The organism is Agromyces sp. ISL-38, from assembly GCF_018613935.1.
Classification (GTDB): Bacteria; Actinomycetota; Actinomycetes; order Actinomycetales; family Microbacteriaceae; genus Agromyces.
The window spans coordinates 1-18991 of record NZ_JAGGPF010000004.1; the positions used below are offsets into that span (position 1 = coordinate 1).

Below are 18991 nucleotides of genomic sequence, written 5' to 3' on the forward strand. Positions count from 1 at the left end.
CCTGCCCACACCCAGAACCCAAGGTTCACGGTTGATGGGCGGGTCACCGAGACCACACACCCCACCACTCTTGCTGTGGGTTGCGGGTGTGGCTAGAGTTTCGGCGGCCATAGCGCGAGGGAAACGCCCGGACACATTCCGAACCCGGAAGCTAAGACTCGCAGCGCCGATGGTACTGCAGGGGCGACCCTGTGGGAGAGTAGGACACCGCCGGACAATCATTAAGAGGAATGGCCACCCGAAGACGGGTGGCCATTCTTCGTTAAGGCCGGTATCCGATGTCGGCCGAGTACGGTTGAGTTCAACGAGAACTCCACACACGACGGGACAATCGTGAGCGATTCCAGGCATGACTCGGGGGACCAGGAGCGTCCGAAGCGATCCGAGCGACCGCACGGCGCCGGCGGCGCAGCGGCACGTGGCGGCGGCCCAGCGAAGCGCCCATACGGTGACCGTGACGCGAAGCGGCCCTCGACCGATCGTGGCGAGAAGCGCCCGTATGGCGACCGTGATGCGAAGCGTCCCTCGACGGATCGTGGCGCGAAGCCTGCCTATGGTGACCGTGACGCGAAGCGTCCGTACGGTGATCGTGATGCGAAGCGTCCCTCGACGGATCGTGGCGCGAGGCCTGCCTATGGCGACCGTGACGCGAAGCGTCCGTACGGTGATCGTGATGCGAAGCGTCCCTCGACGGATCGTGGCGCGAAGCCTGCCTATGGCGACCGTGACGCGAAGCGTCCCTATGGTGGCGACCGTGATGCGAAGCGTCCCTTCGGTGACGCAGGTCGGTCAGACGACCGTCGCGGCGGCGCTGGCGGACGGCCCGATGCTCGAGGCGGACCGCGCGATGAGTCGCGCGAGACGTTCGGAGCCAGCGACCTCGCGATCCGTCCGCGTCACGACGCACCCGAGATTCCCGAGCGCATCGAGGCGCGCGACCTCGACAAGAGCGCGCGCGGTGAGCTGCGCACGCTGAGCAAGGAGAACGCGGATTGGGTGGCACGGCATCTCGTCGCGGCATCCGAACTCCTCGAAGACGATCCCGAGCTTGCTCACGAGCACGCGATCTCCGCGGGCCGTCGGGCCGGGCGCATCGCCGTCGTGCGCGAGACGCTCGCGATCACGGCGTACGCGACGGGCGACTTCGCACTCGCGCTGCGTGAACTGCGCACGTACCGCCGGATCTCCGGCAAGAACGACCAGCTGCCGCTCATGGTCGACAGCGAACGCGGCGTCGGGCGCCCCGACCGTGCGCTCGAGGTGGGCCGTGCCGTCGATCGCGCCGAGCTCGCGCCTGCGGTGCAGGTCGGTCTCGCCATCGCGATGTCGGGCGCGCGCCTCGACCTCGGCCAGCCGGAACTCGCGCTGGCCGAACTCGAGATCCCGCAACTCGAACCCGATCGTGCATTCTCATACAGCCCTGCGTTGTTCTCCGCGTACGCCGAGGTGCTCGACGAACTCGGGCGGACGGCGGATGCCGCAACCTGGCGCGCCCGTGCAGAACGCGCTGAGGCGGCGTTGAGCGGGCCTGCCGAATCCGAGGTGTTCGAGATCTTCGAGGTCGAACTCGAGGATGAGGAAGAGGTCTCGACGCCGATGGCTCCGGCAGAATCGCGCGACGATTCGGTCGATGCGGATGCGCCCGGCGGAACCGACGAGACCGACGACAGTGCCGAGGTCGGCGAGTCCGACGACGCCGCGACTGAGACCGACGCCGAGCCCGGCGAGCAGGCGACATCCGACGAGGCGATCGACGACGACGAAGACGACTTCGATCCCGGTGCCGTGCTCGAAGACGATGTCGCCGCGGTGCTGGCAGAGGGTGCCGAACTCGACGCCGCCGGAGGTCCCGACGACACGGAGGGTGCGCCCGATGGGGCTGTTCCGACCGAAGACTGACGCTTCGACTCCGCTCGACGGGGTCGATGCCGTATTCGCCGACCTCGACGGTGTCGTCTATGCGGGGGCCCACGCGATTCCGTACGCGATCGAGAGCCTGAACCTCACGAAGAGCGAGCGCGCGGTCGGGTACATCACGAACAACGCCTCGCGAAGCGATGCATCCGTCGCCCTTCACCTTGCGGAGCTGGGCCTCGACGTCGTGCCGACCGACGTCGTCACGTCGCCGCAAGCGGCGATGACCCTGCTCGACGAACATGTCTCGCCGGGGGCGCTCGTGCTCGTGGTGGGCGGCGAGGGCATCGTGACCGAGCTCGGCAAGCGCGGCTACCGCGTGACGCGATCAGCGGATGACTCGCCCGATGCCGTCGTGCAGGGCTTCGCACCCGAGGTGGGATGGCGCGAACTCGCCGAGGCGGCATTCGCGCTGAACGCGCACGGCGGACCGGACGCCACAGGTGGCATCCCATGGATCGCGACGAACATGGACTGGACCATCCCCGTTGCCCGCGGCATCGCCCCGGGGAACGGCACCCTGGTCTCGGCGGTGCACACCGCCGTCGGGCGGTTCCCGCTCGTCGCGGGCAAGCCCGAGACGCCGATCTTCGACGAGGCGCGCCGCCGCTTCGCGAGCGAACGCCCGCTCGTCGTCGGCGATCGCCTCGACACCGACATCCTCGGCGCGAATCGTGCCGGCATGAGGAGCGCCGTCGTGCTCACCGGCATCGACCGGGCGAAGCAACTGCTCGCCGCGGATGCCTCGAGCCGGCCCGACTTCATCCTCGCCGACCTGCGGGGGCTGCACGAGCCCTATCCGGCAGCCGAGCAAGTGCGCGAGGGCGCCATCCGCGTTGGCGGGGCGCGCGTGCGCATCGACGGCAGGCGTGTCGTGATCGCGGACGAGGGCGACGGCGGCCTCGATCTCCTCCGCGCCGCTTGCGCCGCCATCTGGCAGTCGGGCATCGCGATCCACGCCCTCGACGTGCCGCCGCGGTTGTACGCCTGAGCTGAGACCCCTGTGCGAGGTTCCGCCGGCGCATCGTCGCGCCGAAGGCAACGTGTCGCCAGCGCACGGTAGCGTTGAACAGGTGAGCACTGACGAGCCGATCCGCGACGACGACGAGCATGGCGAGCTCGAAGCGGCGGATGCCGCTCTTTCGTCGACGCCGGCACAGGCAGCGGCATCCGACGAGACCGCTGCGGCTCTTCGCGACATCGAGGCACTCCCGCTCGCCGAGCGAGCGCCCCGATACCAGGCCCTCGCCGACCGGCTGCGCATCGAGCTCGAGCAGTCCGACCCGTCGCGTCAGTCCGACCCGTCGCGTCAGTCCGACCCGTCGCGTCGGTCCGGCTGAGACATGGTCCATCAGCGACTCGACGCCGCCCTCGCCGCTCGCGGGCTCGCACGCTCACGCACCCACGCCGCGTCGCTCATCGACGCCGGGGTCGTGACGGTCGACGGCCGGCCCGCCGTGAAGGCGGCGCTGAAGGTGTCCGACGACGCGCGACTCGAGGTCGCGACATCCGATCACTATGTCAGCCGGGCCGCGCACAAGCTCATCGCCGCGCTCGACGGATTCGACGTGTCGCCCGCCGGCCGGGTGGTGCTCGACGCCGGCGCCTCGACCGGGGGATTCAGCCAAGTGCTGCTCGAGCGCGGCGCGCGCAGCGTGCTCGCGGTCGACGTCGGTCACGGCCAGCTCGCTCCCGAGCTGCACGACGCGCCGGGCCTCGTGCTCGTCGAGGGCTGCAACGTGCGCAATCTCGACGCCGCTTCGCTCGCCGAACTCAGCGGAGTCTCGGAGCAGCCCACGCTCGTGACGGCCGACCTGTCGTTCATCTCGCTCACGACGGTGTTGCCGGCGTTGCGGGTGACGGCTGCTCCGGCATCCGATTTCGTGCTGCTCGTGAAACCCCAGTTCGAGGTGGGTCGCGGGGGAGTGCGCGAAGGCGTGGTGCGCGACGCGGCGCTGCGTTCCGAGGCGATCGCCAACGTGCTGTGGGTGGCGTTCGACCTCGGGCTCGGCACGGTCGGCATCTTGTCCTCCCCAATCGCCGGCGCCCACGGCAATCGTGAGTACCTCGTGCATCTCAGCGCCGACGCGGGTGTGAATCCGACAGAATGGATGCGTCGGGTGGAGCAGCTGGCAGGAGGAATGAACGCGTGAATGACGCACGGCACTTCCTGGTGGTCTCCCACACCGGCCGTCAGGCAGCGCTCGAAGCGACGGGTGAGGTGTGCACGCAACTCCTTGCAGCCGGCGCGGTACCGGTCATCGCAGCCGAGCACTGGGAAGACGTGCACTCATTCGTGCCCGAGCTCAACGGCGCCGTGAAGCGGTTCGAAGAGGTCGATCCCGCGGTCATCGAACTTGTCATCGTGCTCGGAGGCGACGGCACGATCCTCCGCGGCGCCGAGTTGATGCGCGATCACTCGGTGGCGCTGCTCGGAGTCAATCTCGGCCACGTCGGATTCCTCGCCGAGAGCGAGCGCGACGATCTCGGCTATACGGTCGCCAGGGCGCTCGCGCGTGACTACACGGTCGAAGAGCGAATGACGCTCTCGGTGCGAGCCAAGGTCGGCACCGATGTGATCTACGAGAGCTGGGCGCTCAACGAAGTGACCGTCGAGAAAGCCGAGCGCGAGCGCATGCTCGAGGTGGTCATCGAGGTCGATCGCCGGCCGCTCTCCACATTCGGGTGCGACGGAGTGGTCATGTCGACGCCCACGGGCTCCACGGCGTACTCGTTCTCCGCGGGCGGGCCGGTCGTCTGGCCGAGCCTCGAAGCGCTCCTGCTCGTGCCGCTGAGCGCGCACGCACTGTTCGCGCGACCCCTCGTGGTCGGCCCCGAGTCCTCGCTCGCGGTCGAGATCCTGCAGCGCACCGAGGCCTCCGCGGTGATCTGGTGCGACGGTCGGCGCTCGTTCAACCTGCCGCCCGGAGCCCGGGTCATCGTGCGCAAGTCGCCAGTGCCCGTGCGACTCGCTCGGCTGCACGAAGCCCCGTTCACCGATCGGCTCGTGAACAAGTTCCAGCTCCCGGTGACCGGATGGCGAGGACCGGTGGGCCGTGATTGAAGAACTCGGCATCCGCGATCTCGGCGTGATCGCCGAGGCCACCCTGCCGCTCGGGCCCGGTTTCACCGCCGTCACCGGCGAGACCGGCGCCGGAAAGACGATGGTGGTCACCGCGCTCGGCCTGTTGCTCGGCTCCAGGGCCGACGCGGGTGCGGTTCGCTCGGGCGCGAAGCAGGCCTGGGTCGAGGGGCGCTGGCTCGTCTCCGACGACGGTGCCATCGCCGACCGGGTCGCCGAGACCGGCGGCGAGATCGAGGCCGGTGAGCTCCTGCTCGGCCGGTCGGTCTCGGCTGAGGGGCGCAGCCGCGCGGTCGTCGGCGGCCGAAGTGCACCCGTCGGGGTGCTCGGCGAGCTGGGTGAACGTCTCGTCGTCGTCCACGGCCAGGCCGACCAGCAGCGTCTCCGATCGGCGGTGGCGCAGCGTGAGGCTCTCGATCGCTTCGCCGGACCCGAGCTCCAGGTCGCCCTCGACGAGTACCGAACCGTCTTCACCAAGTGGAGAGCCGATACCGCCGAGCTCGTGCGGCTCCGCGAGGCTCATGACGCCCGAGCCCGCGAGGCCGACGAGCTCCGCGCGGCGCTCGACGAGGTCGAGGCAGCCGACCCGCAACCCGGCGAAGACGCCGAACTGCAGGAGCGCGCCGACCGGCTCTCGAATCTTGAAGATCTCCGCTTGGCGGCGGTGCAGGCGCGCACCCTGATCTCGGCCGATGAGCTCATCGACGATGCTCCCGACGCGGTGGCGCTCATCGATGGCGCACGTCGTCACCTCGAGCGCGTCGTCGCCCACGACGCTGCGCTCGCACCGATCGCCGAGGCCCTGACGAGCGCCGGCTTCCTCCTCGCCGATGCCGCCGTCGAGCTCTCGGGCTACCTCACCGGACTCGACGCCGACGGGGCGCGAGAGCTCGAGATCGTGCAGGAGCGGCGCGCGGTGCTCGGCGGCCTCATCCGCCGGCACGGCGGCACGCTCGACGAGGTGCTCGAGTTCCGGAGCGCGGGCGGGCTCCGGCTGCTCGAGCTCGAGGGCGACGACGAGCGCATCGCCGAGCTCGAGGCATCCGTCATCGAACTCGAGGCCGAAGTCGATCGGTGCGCGTCACGGCTCACCGAGCTGCGCACCGACGCTGCCAGAACGCTTGCTTCCGCCGTCACCGCCGAACTGGGGGCACTTGCGATGCCCGACGCGTCGCTGTCGGTCTCGGTCGAGCCGACGCTCGAGCCGGCCGCACACGGCCGCGACCAGGTGGCCATCCTGCTCAGCCCCCACCCCGGCGCAGAGCCGAGGCCCGTCTCTCGCGGTGCGTCCGGAGGTGAGCTCTCGCGCGTCATGCTCGCGATCGAGGTCGTCATCGGTGGCAGCGATCCCGTGCCCACGTTCGTCTTCGACGAGGTCGACGCCGGCGTCGGCGGCGCTGCGGCGATCGAGATCGGGCGGCGGCTCGCGCGGCTCGCCGAGCGATCGCAGGTGATCGTCGTCACGCATCTCGCCCAGGTCGCCGCGTTCGCGACGAATCACCTGAGCGTCGTGAAGGGCACTGACGGGCGGGTCACGTCATCGAGCGTGCGGCAGCTCGGCGGCGCCGAGCGCGAAGCGGAGATGGCGAGATTGCTTTCGGGGCTCGCCGACTCGGCGAGCGGGCTCGCGCATGCCCGTGAACTCTTGGAGATCGCCGCGGTTCGCGTGGCATGAGACGTGCGGCCGAGCGCCGTTCGAACACGGGATCGGGAGTCGATCCCGAGCAGTCAGGGGGAGCGAGTGGGGCATGTCGTGCGAAACGATCGGGAACGTCGGTTAGACTATAAGCCCGTGGTGGATCAACGCGGCAGAGACAATTCGAACGACACGACCAAGCACATTTTTGTGACGGGTGGTGTCGTTTCTTCGTTGGGCAAGGGTCTCACGGCCGCAAGCCTTGGCAATCTCCTGACGGCCCGCGGATTGCGGGTCGTCATGCAGAAGCTCGACCCGTATCTCAACGTGGATCCGGGCACGATGAACCCGTTCCAGCACGGCGAGGTCTTCGTGACCGACGACGGCGCAGAGACCGATCTCGACATCGGGCACTACGAGCGCTTCCTCGACATCAACCTCAGCCAGGCGGCGAACGTCACCACCGGCCAGATCTACTCGACCGTGATCGCCAAGGAGCGCCGCGGCGAATACCTCGGCGACACCGTGCAGGTCATTCCGCACATCACCGACGAGATCAAGCGCCGCATGCGCCTCCAGGCCCACGAGACGCCGAAGCCCGACGTCATCATCACCGAGATCGGCGGCACCGTCGGCGACATCGAATCGCAGCCGTTCATCGAATCGGCCCGCCAGGTGCGCCATGAGCTCGGCCGCAAGAACGTGTTCTTCGTGCACGTTTCGCTCGTGCCCTACATGGGTGCGTCGGGCGAGCAGAAGACGAAGCCCACGCAGCACTCCGTCGCGGCCCTCCGCTCGATCGGCATCCAGCCAGACGCCCTCGTGCTCCGCAGCGACCGGCCCGTGACCGAGGCGAACAAGCGCAAGATCGCGCTCATGTGCGACGTCGACGAAGCCGCCGTCGTGAACGCCGTCGACGTGCCGAGCATCTACGACATCCCCACGATGCTCCACGAGCAGGGCCTCGACGCCTACATCATCGAGTCGCTCGGACTCGAGGCCGACGAGGTCGACTGGTCGGGGTGGAGCGACCTGCTCCGCGTCGTGCACGAGCCGAAGCACGAGGTCACGATCGGCCTCGTCGGGAAGTACATCGACCTGCCCGACGCCTACCTCTCGGTCACCGAGGCGTTGCGTGCCGGCGGGTTCGCGAACGACACCAAGGTCAATCTCGAGTGGATCCCCTCCGATGAGTGCCAGACGCCCGAGGGTGCCCAGAAGCACCTCGCCCACCTCGACGGCATCTGCGTGCCCGGCGGGTTCGGCGTGCGAGGCATCGAGGGCAAGCTCGGCGCGTTGCGCTTCGCCCGTGAGAACGGCCTTCCGGCGCTCGGCCTCTGCCTCGGCCTGCAGTGCATGGTCATCGAGTACTCGCGCAACGTCGTCGGACTCCCCGGCGCCTCGTCGAGCGAGTTCGACCCCGACACGCAGTTCCCCGTGATCGCGACGATGGAGGAGCAGGTCGAGATCATCGCCGGCGGCGACCTCGGGGGCACCATGCGCCTCGGGCTGTACCCGGCGAAACTCACCGAGGGCTCTCTCGCCGCCGAGCTCTACGGCTCGTCGGAGGTCTCCGAGCGTCACCGCCACCGCTACGAGGTCAACAATTCCTTCCGCGACCGCATCGCAGAGGCTGGCCTCGAGTTCTCGGGCATGTCGCCCGACCGGCACCTCGTCGAGTTCGTCGAGCTGCCGCGCGACGTGCACCCGTTCTACGTCGGCACGCAAGCCCATCCCGAGCTCCGGAGCCGCCCGAACGACCCGCACCCGCTCTTCCGCGGACTCGTCGGCGCAGCTCTCGAGCGCCAGCGTGCGAGCCTCCTGTTCGACGTCAACCGTGGCTGAGCCGCTCGCCGACGAACCGGTCGACCTGCCCCTGCTCGGCAGCGAGCGGGTGTTCGACGGGCGCGTCTGGGACATCCGCCGTGACGCGTTCGAGCTCGGTGGCAGACGCATCGAGCGCGAATACATGGACCACCCGGGCGCCGTCGCGGTGCTCGCGCTCGACGGCGACGACCGCGCGTTCCTCATCAAGCAGTACCGGCATCCGGTGCGTACTCGCGACTGGGAGATCCCCGCGGGGCTGCTCGATGTTCACGGCGAGGATCCGCTGGCGGCAGCGAAGCGCGAGCTCGCCGAGGAGGCCGACCTCGAGGCATCCGAGTGGTCCGTGCTCGTCGACTTCTTCACGTCGCCGGGCGGCAGCGACGAGGCGATCCGCGTCTACCTCGCACGCGGGCTCACCGCGACCGCCCACGTCTTCGCACGCGAAGACGAGGAGGCCGACATGGAGACCCAGTGGGTGGCGCTCGACGAGTGCGTCGATGCCGTGCTCGCGCGTCGAATCCAGAACCCGTCGCTTGCGATCGGGGTGCTCGCCGCCCACACCGCGCGCACGCGCCAATGGCAGAGCCTCGGGCCGGCGGATGCCGCGTGGCCGGGCCGCTCGACACCGCGGCGGGATCCCGCGGCACCATGACCCGCGCGACGCCGGTCGACGAGTATCTGCGGCACCTCGCCGTGGAACGCGGCCTCGCGCGCAACACCATCACCTCGTACCGGCGCGACCTCGCCATCTACGCCGACTGGCTGCTCGCCCGCGGCCTCGACGGCCCGGGCGCCGCAACCGAGCAGGACCTCGCCGACTTCGTGCGCTTCCTGGGCGCCGAGCGAGTGCCGCCGCTCGCGACCTCGTCGATCGCGCGAGTGCTCTCGGCGGTGCGGGGCCTGCATCGCTTCCTCACCGAAGAGGGAACGATCGCCACGGATGTCTCGCGCGACCTGCGCCCGCCGAAGCTTCCCATGCGACTGCCCAAGGCCATCCCCATCGAAGACGTCGAGGCGCTCATCGCCGCGGCCGGCGGCGAGGAGGTCGCGGAGCTGCGCGACACCGCCCTGCTCGAACTGCTCTACGCGACCGGTGCTCGCGTCTCCGAAGCCGTGTCGTTGAACGTCGATGACCTCGTCGACGACGAGGTGATCCGCCTCTTCGGCAAGGGCGGCAAGCAGCGCATCGTGCCGCTCGGCAGCTACGCCCGCCGTGCCATCGACGCCTACCTCGTGCGGGCGAGGCCGCTGCTCTCGCTGCGCGGCACCTCCACGCCCGCGCTCTTCCTCGGGCTTCGCGGGAGGCGGATGTCGCGACAGTCCGCATGGTCGTCGATCCACCGTGCGGCCGAGCGGGCCGGGCTCGCGGCATCCGTCTCCCCGCACACCCTGCGGCACTCGTTCGCGACGCACCTGCTCGAAGGCGGCGCCGATGTGCGCGTCGTGCAGGAGCTGCTGGGTCACTCATCGGTCGCGACCACGCAGATCTACACGCTCGTCACAGCTGACACACTCCGGGAGATGTACACCGCGGCCCACCCCCGTGCTCGCTAGAATCGACCAAGCACCCGCCCGACCCAGGAGAGAAGACGACACGTGACGTACCAGACGCACGACCCAGCGGACGGAATCGCTTCGCTGGAGCCGGAGCTCGGTCCCACGGGTCGCCCCCACCGCGACTTCCCCGAGGCTCCGCCGCTGAAGTCGCACGGCCCCGCTCGCATCATCGCCCTCTGCAACCAGAAGGGCGGCGTCGGCAAGACGACGACGACCATCAACCTCGGTGCCACGCTCGCCGAGGCCGGCCGCCGGGTGCTCGCGGTCGACTTCGACCCCCAGGGCGCGCTTTCCGCGGGGCTCGGCGTGCCGACGCACGACGTGCCCACGATCTACGACCTCCTGCTGTCACGGCAGTTCGACCCGGCCGACGCGATCCAGCGCACGGGCACCGAGAACCTCGACGTGATCCCTGCCAACATCGACCTCTCGGCCGCCGAGGTGCATCTCGTCAACGAGGTCGCCCGTGAGCAGATCCTCGCCGGAGTGCTGCGCCGCGTCGCCGCCGACTACGACGTCATCCTCATCGACTGCCAGCCCTCGCTCGGCCTGCTCACCGTCAACGCGCTCACCGCGAGCCACGGCGTGGTCATCCCACTCGAGTGCGAGTACTTCGCCCTGCGCGGCGTCGCGCTCCTCATCGAGACCATCGACAAGGTGCGTGACCGGCTGAACCCCGCGATCGAGCTCGACGGCATCCTCGCGACGATGTACGACGCACGCACGCTGCACTCGCGTGAGGTGCTCGAGCGCGTCGTCGACGCCTTCGGCGAGCAGGTGCTCGAGACCGTGATCACGCGTACCGTGAAGTTTCCCGACGCCACGGTCGCCGCGACCCCCATCACCGAGTTCGCCCCCGAGCACCAGGCGTCGAAGGCGTACCGGCAGCTCGCCAGGGAGCTGGTCTTCCGTGGCGCGGTCGCCTGAGGCGGCTTCGGCTTCCGAGAAACGCGTGCCCGGCGCGACGGGGCCCGGAGAGACTGCGCCCGTCGAACATGGCGCGGCCGAGGCATCCGACGCGGGATTCCGAGTCGCCCTCTCGAACTTCGAGGGCCCCTTCGACCTGTTGCTCTCGCTGATCGCGAAGCACGAGCTCGACATCACCGAGGTGTCGCTGTCGGCGGTGACCGACGAGTTCATCTCCTACCTGCGCGGTGTCGACTCCGAGGAGGAGCTCGACCGGGCGTCGGAGTTCCTCGTCGTCGCGGCGACCCTGCTCGACCTGAAGGTCGCAGGCCTCCTGCCGCAAGGCGAACTCGTCGACGCCGAAGACGTCGCACTCCTCGAGGCCCGCGACCTGCTCTTCGCCCGCTTGCTCCAGTACCGCGCCTTCAAGGAGGTCGCGCGCTGGTTCTCGACGCATCTCGAAGCCGAGTCGGCGAGGCATCCACGCAACGTGCGGCTCGAGGAACGATTCCGCCAGCGTGCGCCAGAACTCGTCTGGACGCTCAGCGCCGAGGACTTCGCGGCACTGGCCACCCTTGCGCTCACGCCGAGGGAGATCCCCGTCGTGGGCCTCGACCACTTGCACGCCCCGCTCGTCTCGATTCGCGAGCAAGCCGCCCACCTCGTGTCGGTCTTGCGGCGGGGCGCCCCCGTGACCTTCCGCGAGCTCATCGCGGGGATCAGCCGGCCGGGCGTCGTCGTGGCGCGGTTCCTCGCGGTGCTCGAGCTCTATCGTCACGCGGCCATCGGCTTCGAGCAGATCGAGCCGCTCGGCGAGCTGACCCTGCGATGGGCGGCGGAGACCTGGACCGACGACAACCTCGAGTGCCTTGGAGCGGACTATGACGAGTGAGACGGATGCCGCGACCGAGGTCGAGGGCGTGCGGGGTCTCGATACGGGTCCGGCTTCGCCGGGCGCTACTCGACCGCCGGAGGACGCTCGACCGCCGGCGGGCGAAGGCGAAGGGCCCGAGCTCTCGATCTCGACTCCGCTCGACGTGCCCGGCCAGCCGCGGCTCGACCTCGATCGGGCGCTCGAGGCGATCCTGTTCATCGCCGACGAGCCGCAGAGCGTCGTGCACCTCGCGGCGGCCGTCGCGCGTCCCGTGGCGGAGGTGCGCGCCGCGATCGCGCGGCTTCGTGCCGACTACGACGGCACGGGAACGTCGGGGGAGCCCCGCACCGATGTCGCCGCCGAGGAGACGACGGCTCGCAGCATCCGTCGCGGCTTCGAACTTCGCGAAGTGGGCGGCGGATGGCGCTTCTACGTGCGTGCCGAGTACGACACGCTCGTCGCCGATTTCGTGCTCACCCAGTCGTCGACGCGCCTTTCGCAGGCTGCGCTCGAGACCCTCTCGGTGATCGCCTACAAGCAGCCGATCTCGCGGTCGTCGATCGCCTCGATCCGCGCCGTGAACGTCGACTCCGTCGTGCGCACCCTGCTCGGCCGCGGCCTCGTCACCGAGGTATCGAGCGATCCTGAGACGGGCGCCATCCTCTACGGCACCACCGAGCTGCTGCTCACCAACCTCGGCATCAACTCGCTCGACGAGCTGCCGCACATCTCGCCGTTGCTCGACGACGGCCAGGAAGGATTCGATCTTGACTGACGCACCCGACACGGGCACGAGCCCTGGCGCCGACGCACCCGAGGGCGTGCGGCTGCAGAAGGTGCTCGCCGCCGCGGGAGTCGCCTCGCGCCGCGTCTCCGAAGAGCTCATCGTCGCCGGACGCGTGCAGGTGAACGGCCGCATCGTCACCGAGCTCGGCAACCGCATCGACCCGACCACCGACCTCGTCGCCGTCGACGGGGTGGCCGTGCAGCTCGACGCGGCGAAGCGCTACTACATGCTCAACAAGCCGCGCGGCGTCGTCTCGACGATGCGCGACGAGCAGGGACGACCCGACCTCACGCAGTTCACCGCCGACCTCGAGGATCGCGTTTTCAACGTGGGCCGTCTCGACGCCGAGACGAGCGGCTTGCTCATCCTCACGAACGACGGCGAGCTCGCGCACGTGCTCGCCCATCCCTCGTTCGGGGTCTCGAAGACCTACATCGCCAAGGTGCGCGGCCGGGTGACGCCGCAAGTCGTGCAGCAGCTGAAGAACGGCATCGAGCTCGACGACGGATTCATCAAGGCCGACCGCGCACGCATCCTGCAGCAGCAGGGCGACGACCGGCATTCGATGGTCGAGCTCACCCTGCACTCGGGCCGCAACCGCATCGTGCGGCGAATGCTCGACGCCGTGGGGCATCCGGTCGTCGACCTCGTGAGACGCAGCTTCGGCCCGCTCAACCTCGGAACGCTGAAATCGGGCGCCATGCGCGAGTTGACTAAAGTGGAACTCGGCCAGCTGCTCACCATCTCTCGCGCCGCGGACGCTGGCCAGAAGGGCAGCGAGGGCTCGGGAGAAGGAGACTCGTGGCCGAATCACGCCTGATCGGACCGGTGCGTGTCGTCGGTGTCGGTCTGCTCGGTGCGAGCATCGGCCTGGGGCTCCGCGCCAAGGGCATCGACGTCATCCTCTCCGACGCTTCGCCGACGCATCTCGCGATCGCCGTCGACTACGGGGCCGGGCGCGCCGCCCAGCCCGGCGACCGGCCGCAGCTCGTGGTCGTGTGCGTGCCGCCCGATGTCACCGCTGACGTCGTCGCGGCCGAGCTCGAGGCCTACCCCGAGGCGATCGTCACGGATGTCGCGAGCGTGAAGCTCGCCGTCTACGACGACCTCGCGGCGCGCGGCGCCGACCTCTCCCGCTACATCGGCACCCACCCGATGGCAGGCCGGGAACGCGGCGGCCCCATGTCGGGCCGAGCCGATCTCTTCGTCGGGCGGCCGTGGGTCGTGGCCGCGCACGGCGGCATGTCGTACCAAGACGGCTCGGCGATCGACGATCTCATCCTCGATCTCGGTGCCACGCTCGTCGAGCTCACGCCCGAGCAGCACGACCGGGCGGTCGCGCTCGTCTCGCACGTGCCGCAAGTGGTGTCGAGCCTCATGGCACGTCGTCTCATCGACGCGCCGCACTCCTCGGTGAACCTCGCCGGGCAGGGCCTGCGCGACATCACGCGCGTCGCGGCGAGCGATCCCGAGCTGTGGGTGCAGATCCTCGGGCAGAACGCGGCGCCCGTCGCCGACATCCTCCGTGGCTACCGCGACGACCTCGACCGCTTCATCGACGCACTCGACAACATGGACGCCCCCGGCGCCCGCCGCCGGATCGCCGAGGAGCTCTTCGGCGGCAACACGGGCGTCGAGCGGCTGCCGGGCAAGCACGGCGTCGACCACCGCTATGCGAGCCTCATCGTCATGGTCGAAGACCGCCCCGGGCAGCTCGCGCGCCTCTTCAACGACGTCGGCGACGCCGGCGCGAACATCGAGGACCTCCGCCTCGAGCACTCGCCGGGCGCCCAGGTGGGCCTCGCCGAGATCTCCGTGCTTCCCGAGGTGCTCGATCGCCTCACCGACGAGCTGGCCGCACGCGGCTGGCGGATTGCAGGTTGAACGTGTCATCCGTCATCCCGTTCGTGGTCGCCGTCGACGGCCCCGCCGGCAGCGGCAAGTCGAGCGTCTCGAAAGAAGTCGCGCGCCGGCTCGGGTTCGGCTTCCTCGACACAGGGGCCGCATACCGCGCGCTCGCGTGGCATGCGATGGCCTCGGGGGCCGACACGGATGACGCGGCATCCGTCATCTCCTCGCTCTCGAGCTTCGTCTACCGCATCGGCACCGACCCGGGCGGCTACGCCGTGCACGTCGGCGGCGTCGATGTGACGGGGGCGATTCGCGACCCCGCCATCTCGGCGGTCGTGAGCCGCGTCGCGCGCGTGCCCGAGGTGCGGGCGCACCTCATCGAGCTCTTCCGGGCCAGCATGGCCACCACCCCGAAACCCGGCATCGTGGTGGAGGGCCGGGACATCACCACGGTCGTCGCCCCCGATGCGCCCGTGCGGATTCTCCTTACCGCGTCGGAGGCGGTTAGAATAGCGAGGCGCTCCGCTGAGCTCGTCGGCCCGTCGGCCGATACCGCGGGGGAGCAGCTGCGCAGGCGCGATCAGGCCGACTCGAAGGTCGTCGACTTCATGACCGCCGCCGAGGGAGTGACCACCGTCGATTCGACGGACCTCGACTTCGACCAGACCGTCGAGGCCGTGATCGGCGTCATTCGCACCGCGCAGCCGCAGATGGCCGAGTAGCCCACCGCAGGTGGCGGCCGAGCGCATCCAGACTTCAGAGGAGACACCATGACCGACCAGGGCGAAGAATTCGACGCTCCCGACGACGATCTCGCCGAGCGGCTCGCCGACGTCGATGAAGGTCTCGCCGAACAGCGCGCCGCGGCGCTCCGCTCCGGCCTCGCCGACTACGAGCTCGATGAAGACGACCTCGACGTGCTCGAGATCTCGGAGGAGGGCGAGGAGGGCATCCGCTACCTCCCCGCGCTGCCGGTCATCGCGATCGTCGGTCGCCCGAACGTGGGCAAGTCGGCGCTCGTGAACCGCATCCTCGGTCGCCGCGAGGCCGTGGTCGAAGACACCCCCGGCGTCACGCGCGATCGCGTGGCCTACAAGGGCGAGTGGCTCGACCGGCGCTTCACGCTCGTCGACACCGGCGGCTGGGAGCCCGACGCGAAGGGCATCGACGCTTCCGTCGCGGCGCAGGCCGAGGTCGCGATCGACCTCGCCGACGTCGTGCTCTTCGTCGTCGACGCCACCGTCGGCGCGACGTCGACCGACGAGCACGTCGTGCGGCTGCTGCGCAAGACCAAGCGGCCTGTGTTCCTGCTCGCGAACAAGGTCGACGACGCCCGCCAGGAGTCCGAGGCCGCAGCCCTCTGGAACCTCGGCCTCGGCGAGCCGTATCCGGTCTCCGCGCTGCACGGCCGAGGCGTGGCCGACATGCTCGAGGCCGTGTTCAAGGTGCTGCCACAGGTCTCGGCGATCGCGAAAGACGAGTTCGGTGGCCCGCGTCGCGTCGCGATCCTCGGCCGCCCGAACGTCGGCAAGTCGAGCCTGCTCAACAAGGCCGCCGGCGAGGAGCGCGTCGTCGTGAACGAGCTCGCGGGCACCACTCGCGACCCCGTCGATGAGCAGATCGAGCTCGGCGGCAAGATCTGGCGCTTCGTCGACACCGCCGGCATCCGTCGTCGCGTGCACCTGCAGCAGGGCGCCGACTTCTACGCATCGCTTCGCACCCAGGCGGCCCTCGAGAAGGCCGAAGTGGCCGTCGTGCTCCTCGACGTCTCGCAGCCGCTCTCCGAGCAGGACGTGCGCATCATCGACCTCGTGCTCGAGTCGGGCCGCGCGCTCGTGCTCGCCTTCAACAAGTGGGATCTCCTCGACGACGACCGTCGCCGCTACCTCGAACGCGAGATCGAGCAAGACCTGCACCACGTGGCCTGGGCGCCGCGCGTGAACATCTCGGCGCGCACCGGCCGCCACCTCGAGAAGCTCGTGCCTGCGCTCGAGCTCGCCCTCGAATCGTGGGACACCCGCATCGCCACCGGCAAGTTCAACGCGTTCCTCACCGAGCTCACGCAAGAGCACCCGCACCCCGTGCGCGGCGGCAAGCAGCCCCGCATCCTGTTCGGCACGCAGGCCGCGAGCCGGCCGCCGACATTCGTGCTGTTCACGACCGGATTCCTCGACCCGGGCTACCGCCGCTTCATCATGCGCCGCCTGCGCGAGATCTACGGCTTCCAGGGGTCGCCGATCGTCATCAACATGCGCGTGCGCGAACGTCGCCAGCGGTAGCAGGAGGCACGGATGCCGCGAGCTCGCGCCGCACGAACGCGTTCTCGCGGCATCTACGTCGAGGTGCTCGTGCGCGCCGATCTCGAAACGCTGTGGCAGCTGACGCAGGATCCTGAGCAGCACGCACGCTGGGACCTGCGCTTCTCGAAGATCGTGCCCGAGGCCGCGCTCGAGCGCGGCGGGTATCGCTTCCGGTATGAGCGCTCGCTCGGCGTGCACACCATCCGCGGTACCGGCACCTCCATCGGCGAACGGCATCATTTCGACGGGTCGAGTACGTCGGCGCTGCGATTCGATACCGATGATCGACTGTCGCCCATCCGCGGCGGCCGCGGCTACTGGCGATACGTGCCGACATCCGAGGGCGTGCGCTTCATCACCGGCTACGACTACACGCCCGGGTTCGGGCGTCTCGCCGACCGAGTCATCCGGCCGCTCGTTCGGTGGATGACGGCATGGAGCTTCGATCGCCTGAGGATCTGGGCGGAGACGGGCGTCGAGCCTGAGCGCTGGACCGCGACATCCGTGCTCGCCATTCGGAACCGCGAACGGCCACGAGCCTCGCGGTGCACGACAGAACCGCCCCCGCAGGGCGCATTCGCGCACGAACCGGAATCGCTTGCGACCCTGGAGGCACCGTGACCGGGGCAGACGATCGAGCAGTCACGACGGTCGGCGCGGTCTTCCCACGCGCTCTCGGCGACGACTTCGGAAGGCTGCATCCGATGATGCAGCGCCGATTCGGCGTCTCGCTCGACGGCGGGTACGCGTGCGTCGGGCGCGGCGTGATGACGAGCATCCGCCGCGGGCCCTGGTGGACGGTGCCGTTCCTGCAGTTCGGGCGCCTGCGGAACATCCTGATTCCGGATGTCGGCGATGACGTGCCGTTCACGATCGAGAACCACGCCTACCTCGATCCGTTCGGGCGCGAGACCATCACGTTCGTGCGGGAGTATCGGCTCCCGGGTCGGCGCCGGGCGAGCCGGTTCGACGCGACGATGGTCGTGGACCCGGCGCGGGGCACCGTCGTCGACTACCTCGGCACCCACCAGCACCTCGCCGTCGACCTGGCGTTCCAGGTGGAGGCCGACGGGTCGCTCCTGCTTCGATCGGGGGAGCAGCGGTTCCGTGAGGGCGTGGTCGACTTCCGCTTTCCGATGCTGGGCTCGGGGTACGCGGAATTGCGCGAGCGTTTCGACGACAAGGCCGGCGTCTACCGCGTGCGACTCGAAGTGCGGAATCGAGTGTTCGGGTTCCTCTTCGGCTACGAAGGGTGGTTCGAGTGCGCGTTCCCGAACGCAACGGAGGTGCCGCGGCACCTGCTGCCGAAACGGCACGAGCCGAGGTATTGAGCCACCGCCGGCGCACGACGGACAGCACGAACGCGGCTAAGAGCTGCGCGACTGCGAGGCACGGCGGCTCACACGGGGGTGTTGCTATTCGCACCCATGGTCCCGTAAGTTTGACGGAAGCTCACTTTGGGCGATGTTCCGCAGCTATGGGGATGGATAGGCGGTCTCATGAAAACCCGACAATCGAGCGTGCGCGGCCCCACCGGTAGATGGATTCGATACCGATCACCCGCGATAGTCGGCCTCACGCTGGCCGCGTTGGCCGTGACCGCATCGGTCGCTCACGCGGCAACAGCGGTCGATCTCGGTACGGCCGACTCGTACGTCGTTCTCGGCGCCGAGACCGTCACGAATACGGGGCCAAGCGTTCTCAATGGGGACCTCGGCGTCTACCCTGGAACGTCGATCACCGGGTTCCCGCCGGGCATCGTCGTCGGTGGTACGACCCACACTACAGACGCCCACGCGCAACAGGCGCAGAGCGACTTGACAATCGCGTACAACAGCGCGGCATCCCAGGCACCGGATGCGACGAGCCCGCCCGATCTTGGCGGACAAACGCTGGTCGCAGGGGTGTACTTCTCCGCAACCACGGCCGGGCTGACGGGGACCCTCACGCTCGACGGTCAGGGAGACCCCACATCCGTATGGGTCTTTCAGATTGGGTCCACGCTCATTACGGCGCCAGACAGTACCGTCGCACTGATCAACGGGGCGCTTGCGTGCAACGTCTTCTGGCAGGTGGGAAGCTCGGCGACACTCGGAACGAGTTCAGAGTTCGTCGGAACGATCATGGCGTTGAGCTCGATCACCGTGAACACTGGCGCAGTCGTCGAGGGTCGGGCGCTTGCTCGCACCGGGGCGGTCACTCTCGACAGCAACGTCTTCATCGATCCGCGATGCGACGATGCCGTGGATGCTGACGT

Annotated in this window: 19 protein-coding genes and 1 rRNA gene; all 20 read left to right on the top strand. The window is 69.2% G+C overall.

From position 1 onward, the window contains the following. Positions 1–99 precede the first annotated feature (99 nt). Positions 100–216: ribosomal RNA gene (rrf, locus tag J7E25_RS04385) — 5S ribosomal RNA — on the top strand. Positions 217–333: 117 nt separating this feature from the next. Then, positions 334–1899 (top strand): primosomal protein, encoded by a 1566-nt coding sequence (locus J7E25_RS04390; RefSeq protein ID WP_214868340.1) that lies wholly within the window; start codon positions 334–336, stop codon positions 1897–1899. Then, entirely contained in the window at positions 1874–2905 is a 1032-nt protein-coding gene (locus J7E25_RS04395; RefSeq protein ID WP_214868341.1) for an HAD-IIA family hydrolase, read from the top strand. The genes J7E25_RS04390 and J7E25_RS04395 overlap by 26 nt, the downstream gene beginning before the upstream one ends. Positions 2906–2987: 82 nt before the next feature. Then, positions 2988–3254 carry a hypothetical protein gene (locus J7E25_RS04400; RefSeq protein WP_214868342.1) on the top strand — a complete coding sequence of 89 codons (267 nt, stop codon included), beginning with the start codon at positions 2988–2990 and terminating at the stop codon, positions 3252–3254. A gap of 3 nt (positions 3255–3257) precedes the next feature. Then, positions 3258–4067: a TlyA family RNA methyltransferase gene (locus J7E25_RS04405; protein ID WP_214868344.1), complete on the top strand. Its 810-nt coding sequence runs from the start codon at positions 3258–3260 to the stop codon at positions 4065–4067. Further along, a complete protein-coding gene (locus tag J7E25_RS04410) occupies positions 4022–4978 on the top strand; it encodes an NAD kinase (RefSeq protein ID WP_214868347.1) in 957 nt (318 codons plus the stop codon). Before J7E25_RS04405 ends, J7E25_RS04410 begins: the two co-directional genes overlap by 46 nt. After that, positions 4971–6671, top strand: coding sequence for a DNA repair protein RecN (recN, locus tag J7E25_RS04415; protein ID WP_214868349.1), 1701 nt, complete (start codon positions 4971–4973; stop codon positions 6669–6671). The genes J7E25_RS04410 and recN overlap by 8 nt, the downstream gene beginning before the upstream one ends. Positions 6672–6791: 120 nt before the next feature. After that, complete coding sequence (locus tag J7E25_RS04420) at positions 6792–8477, top strand: CTP synthase (protein ID WP_214868484.1); 1686 nt, start codon at positions 6792–6794, stop codon at positions 8475–8477. After that, positions 8470–9111: an NUDIX hydrolase gene (locus J7E25_RS04425; RefSeq protein ID WP_214868350.1), complete on the top strand. Its 642-nt coding sequence runs from the start codon at positions 8470–8472 to the stop codon at positions 9109–9111. Before J7E25_RS04420 ends, J7E25_RS04425 begins: the two co-directional genes overlap by 8 nt. Beyond that, positions 9108–10013, top strand: coding sequence for a site-specific tyrosine recombinase XerD (gene xerD / locus J7E25_RS04430; RefSeq protein WP_214868486.1), 906 nt, complete (start codon positions 9108–9110; stop codon positions 10011–10013). The genes J7E25_RS04425 and xerD overlap by 4 nt, the downstream gene beginning before the upstream one ends. 42 nt (positions 10014–10055) lie before the next feature. Further along, positions 10056–10943 (top strand): ParA family protein, encoded by an 888-nt coding sequence (locus J7E25_RS04435; RefSeq protein ID WP_214868353.1) that lies wholly within the window; start codon positions 10056–10058, stop codon positions 10941–10943. 25 nt (positions 10944–10968) lie between these two features. Beyond that, on the top strand, positions 10969–11814 hold the full coding sequence (locus J7E25_RS04440) for a ScpA family protein (RefSeq protein ID WP_214868355.1): 846 nt from the start codon (positions 10969–10971) through the stop codon (positions 11812–11814). Beyond that, positions 11804–12571 (top strand): SMC-Scp complex subunit ScpB, encoded by a 768-nt coding sequence (gene scpB, locus J7E25_RS04445; protein WP_214868357.1) that lies wholly within the window; start codon positions 11804–11806, stop codon positions 12569–12571. Before J7E25_RS04440 ends, scpB begins: the two co-directional genes overlap by 11 nt. Next, positions 12564–13403: a pseudouridine synthase gene (locus J7E25_RS04450; RefSeq protein ID WP_214868359.1), complete on the top strand. Its 840-nt coding sequence runs from the start codon at positions 12564–12566 to the stop codon at positions 13401–13403. Before scpB ends, J7E25_RS04450 begins: the two co-directional genes overlap by 8 nt. Further along, positions 13385–14467 (top strand): prephenate dehydrogenase, encoded by a 1083-nt coding sequence (locus tag J7E25_RS04455; RefSeq protein WP_215009505.1) that lies wholly within the window; start codon positions 13385–13387, stop codon positions 14465–14467. The genes J7E25_RS04450 and J7E25_RS04455 overlap by 19 nt, the downstream gene beginning before the upstream one ends. After that, positions 14464–15156 carry a (d)CMP kinase gene (gene cmk / locus J7E25_RS04460; RefSeq protein ID WP_251038805.1) on the top strand — a complete coding sequence of 231 codons (693 nt, stop codon included), beginning with the start codon at positions 14464–14466 and terminating at the stop codon, positions 15154–15156. The genes J7E25_RS04455 and cmk overlap by 4 nt, the downstream gene beginning before the upstream one ends. Before the next feature lie 48 nt (positions 15157–15204). Beyond that, entirely contained in the window at positions 15205–16713 is a 1509-nt protein-coding gene (der, locus tag J7E25_RS04465) for a ribosome biogenesis GTPase Der (protein WP_214868361.1), read from the top strand. Positions 16714–16725: 12 nt separating this feature from the next. Further along, positions 16726–17355, top strand: a complete 630-nt coding sequence (locus J7E25_RS04470; RefSeq protein WP_214868362.1) for an SRPBCC family protein — start codon at positions 16726–16728, stop codon at positions 17353–17355. Next, on the top strand, positions 17352–18065 hold the full coding sequence (locus J7E25_RS04475) for a DUF4166 domain-containing protein (RefSeq protein WP_308164364.1): 714 nt from the start codon (positions 17352–17354) through the stop codon (positions 18063–18065). The genes J7E25_RS04470 and J7E25_RS04475 overlap by 4 nt, the downstream gene beginning before the upstream one ends. Positions 18066–18233: 168 nt before the next feature. Continuing rightward, positions 18234–18991, top strand: a 758-nt coding sequence (locus tag J7E25_RS04480) for an ice-binding family protein (RefSeq protein WP_214868364.1), incomplete at its 3' end; no start/stop codon positions are given.

Coding starts and splice junctions, on each gene's coding strand:
- J7E25_RS04395 (WP_214868341.1), top strand. CDS start 1,874: ATGGGGCTGTTCCGACCGAAGACTGACGCTTCGACTCCGCTCGACGGG.
- J7E25_RS04405 (WP_214868344.1), top strand. CDS start 3,258: ATGGTCCATCAGCGACTCGACGCCGCCCTCGCCGCTCGCGGGCTCGCA.
- J7E25_RS04410 (WP_214868347.1), top strand. CDS start 4,022: ATGGATGCGTCGGGTGGAGCAGCTGGCAGGAGGAATGAACGCGTGAAT.
- xerD (WP_214868486.1), top strand. CDS start 9,108: ATGACCCGCGCGACGCCGGTCGACGAGTATCTGCGGCACCTCGCCGTG.
- scpB (WP_214868357.1), top strand. CDS start 11,804: ATGACGAGTGAGACGGATGCCGCGACCGAGGTCGAGGGCGTGCGGGGT.
- der (WP_214868361.1), top strand. CDS start 15,205: ATGACCGACCAGGGCGAAGAATTCGACGCTCCCGACGACGATCTCGCC.
- J7E25_RS04470 (WP_214868362.1), top strand. CDS start 16,726: ATGCCGCGAGCTCGCGCCGCACGAACGCGTTCTCGCGGCATCTACGTC.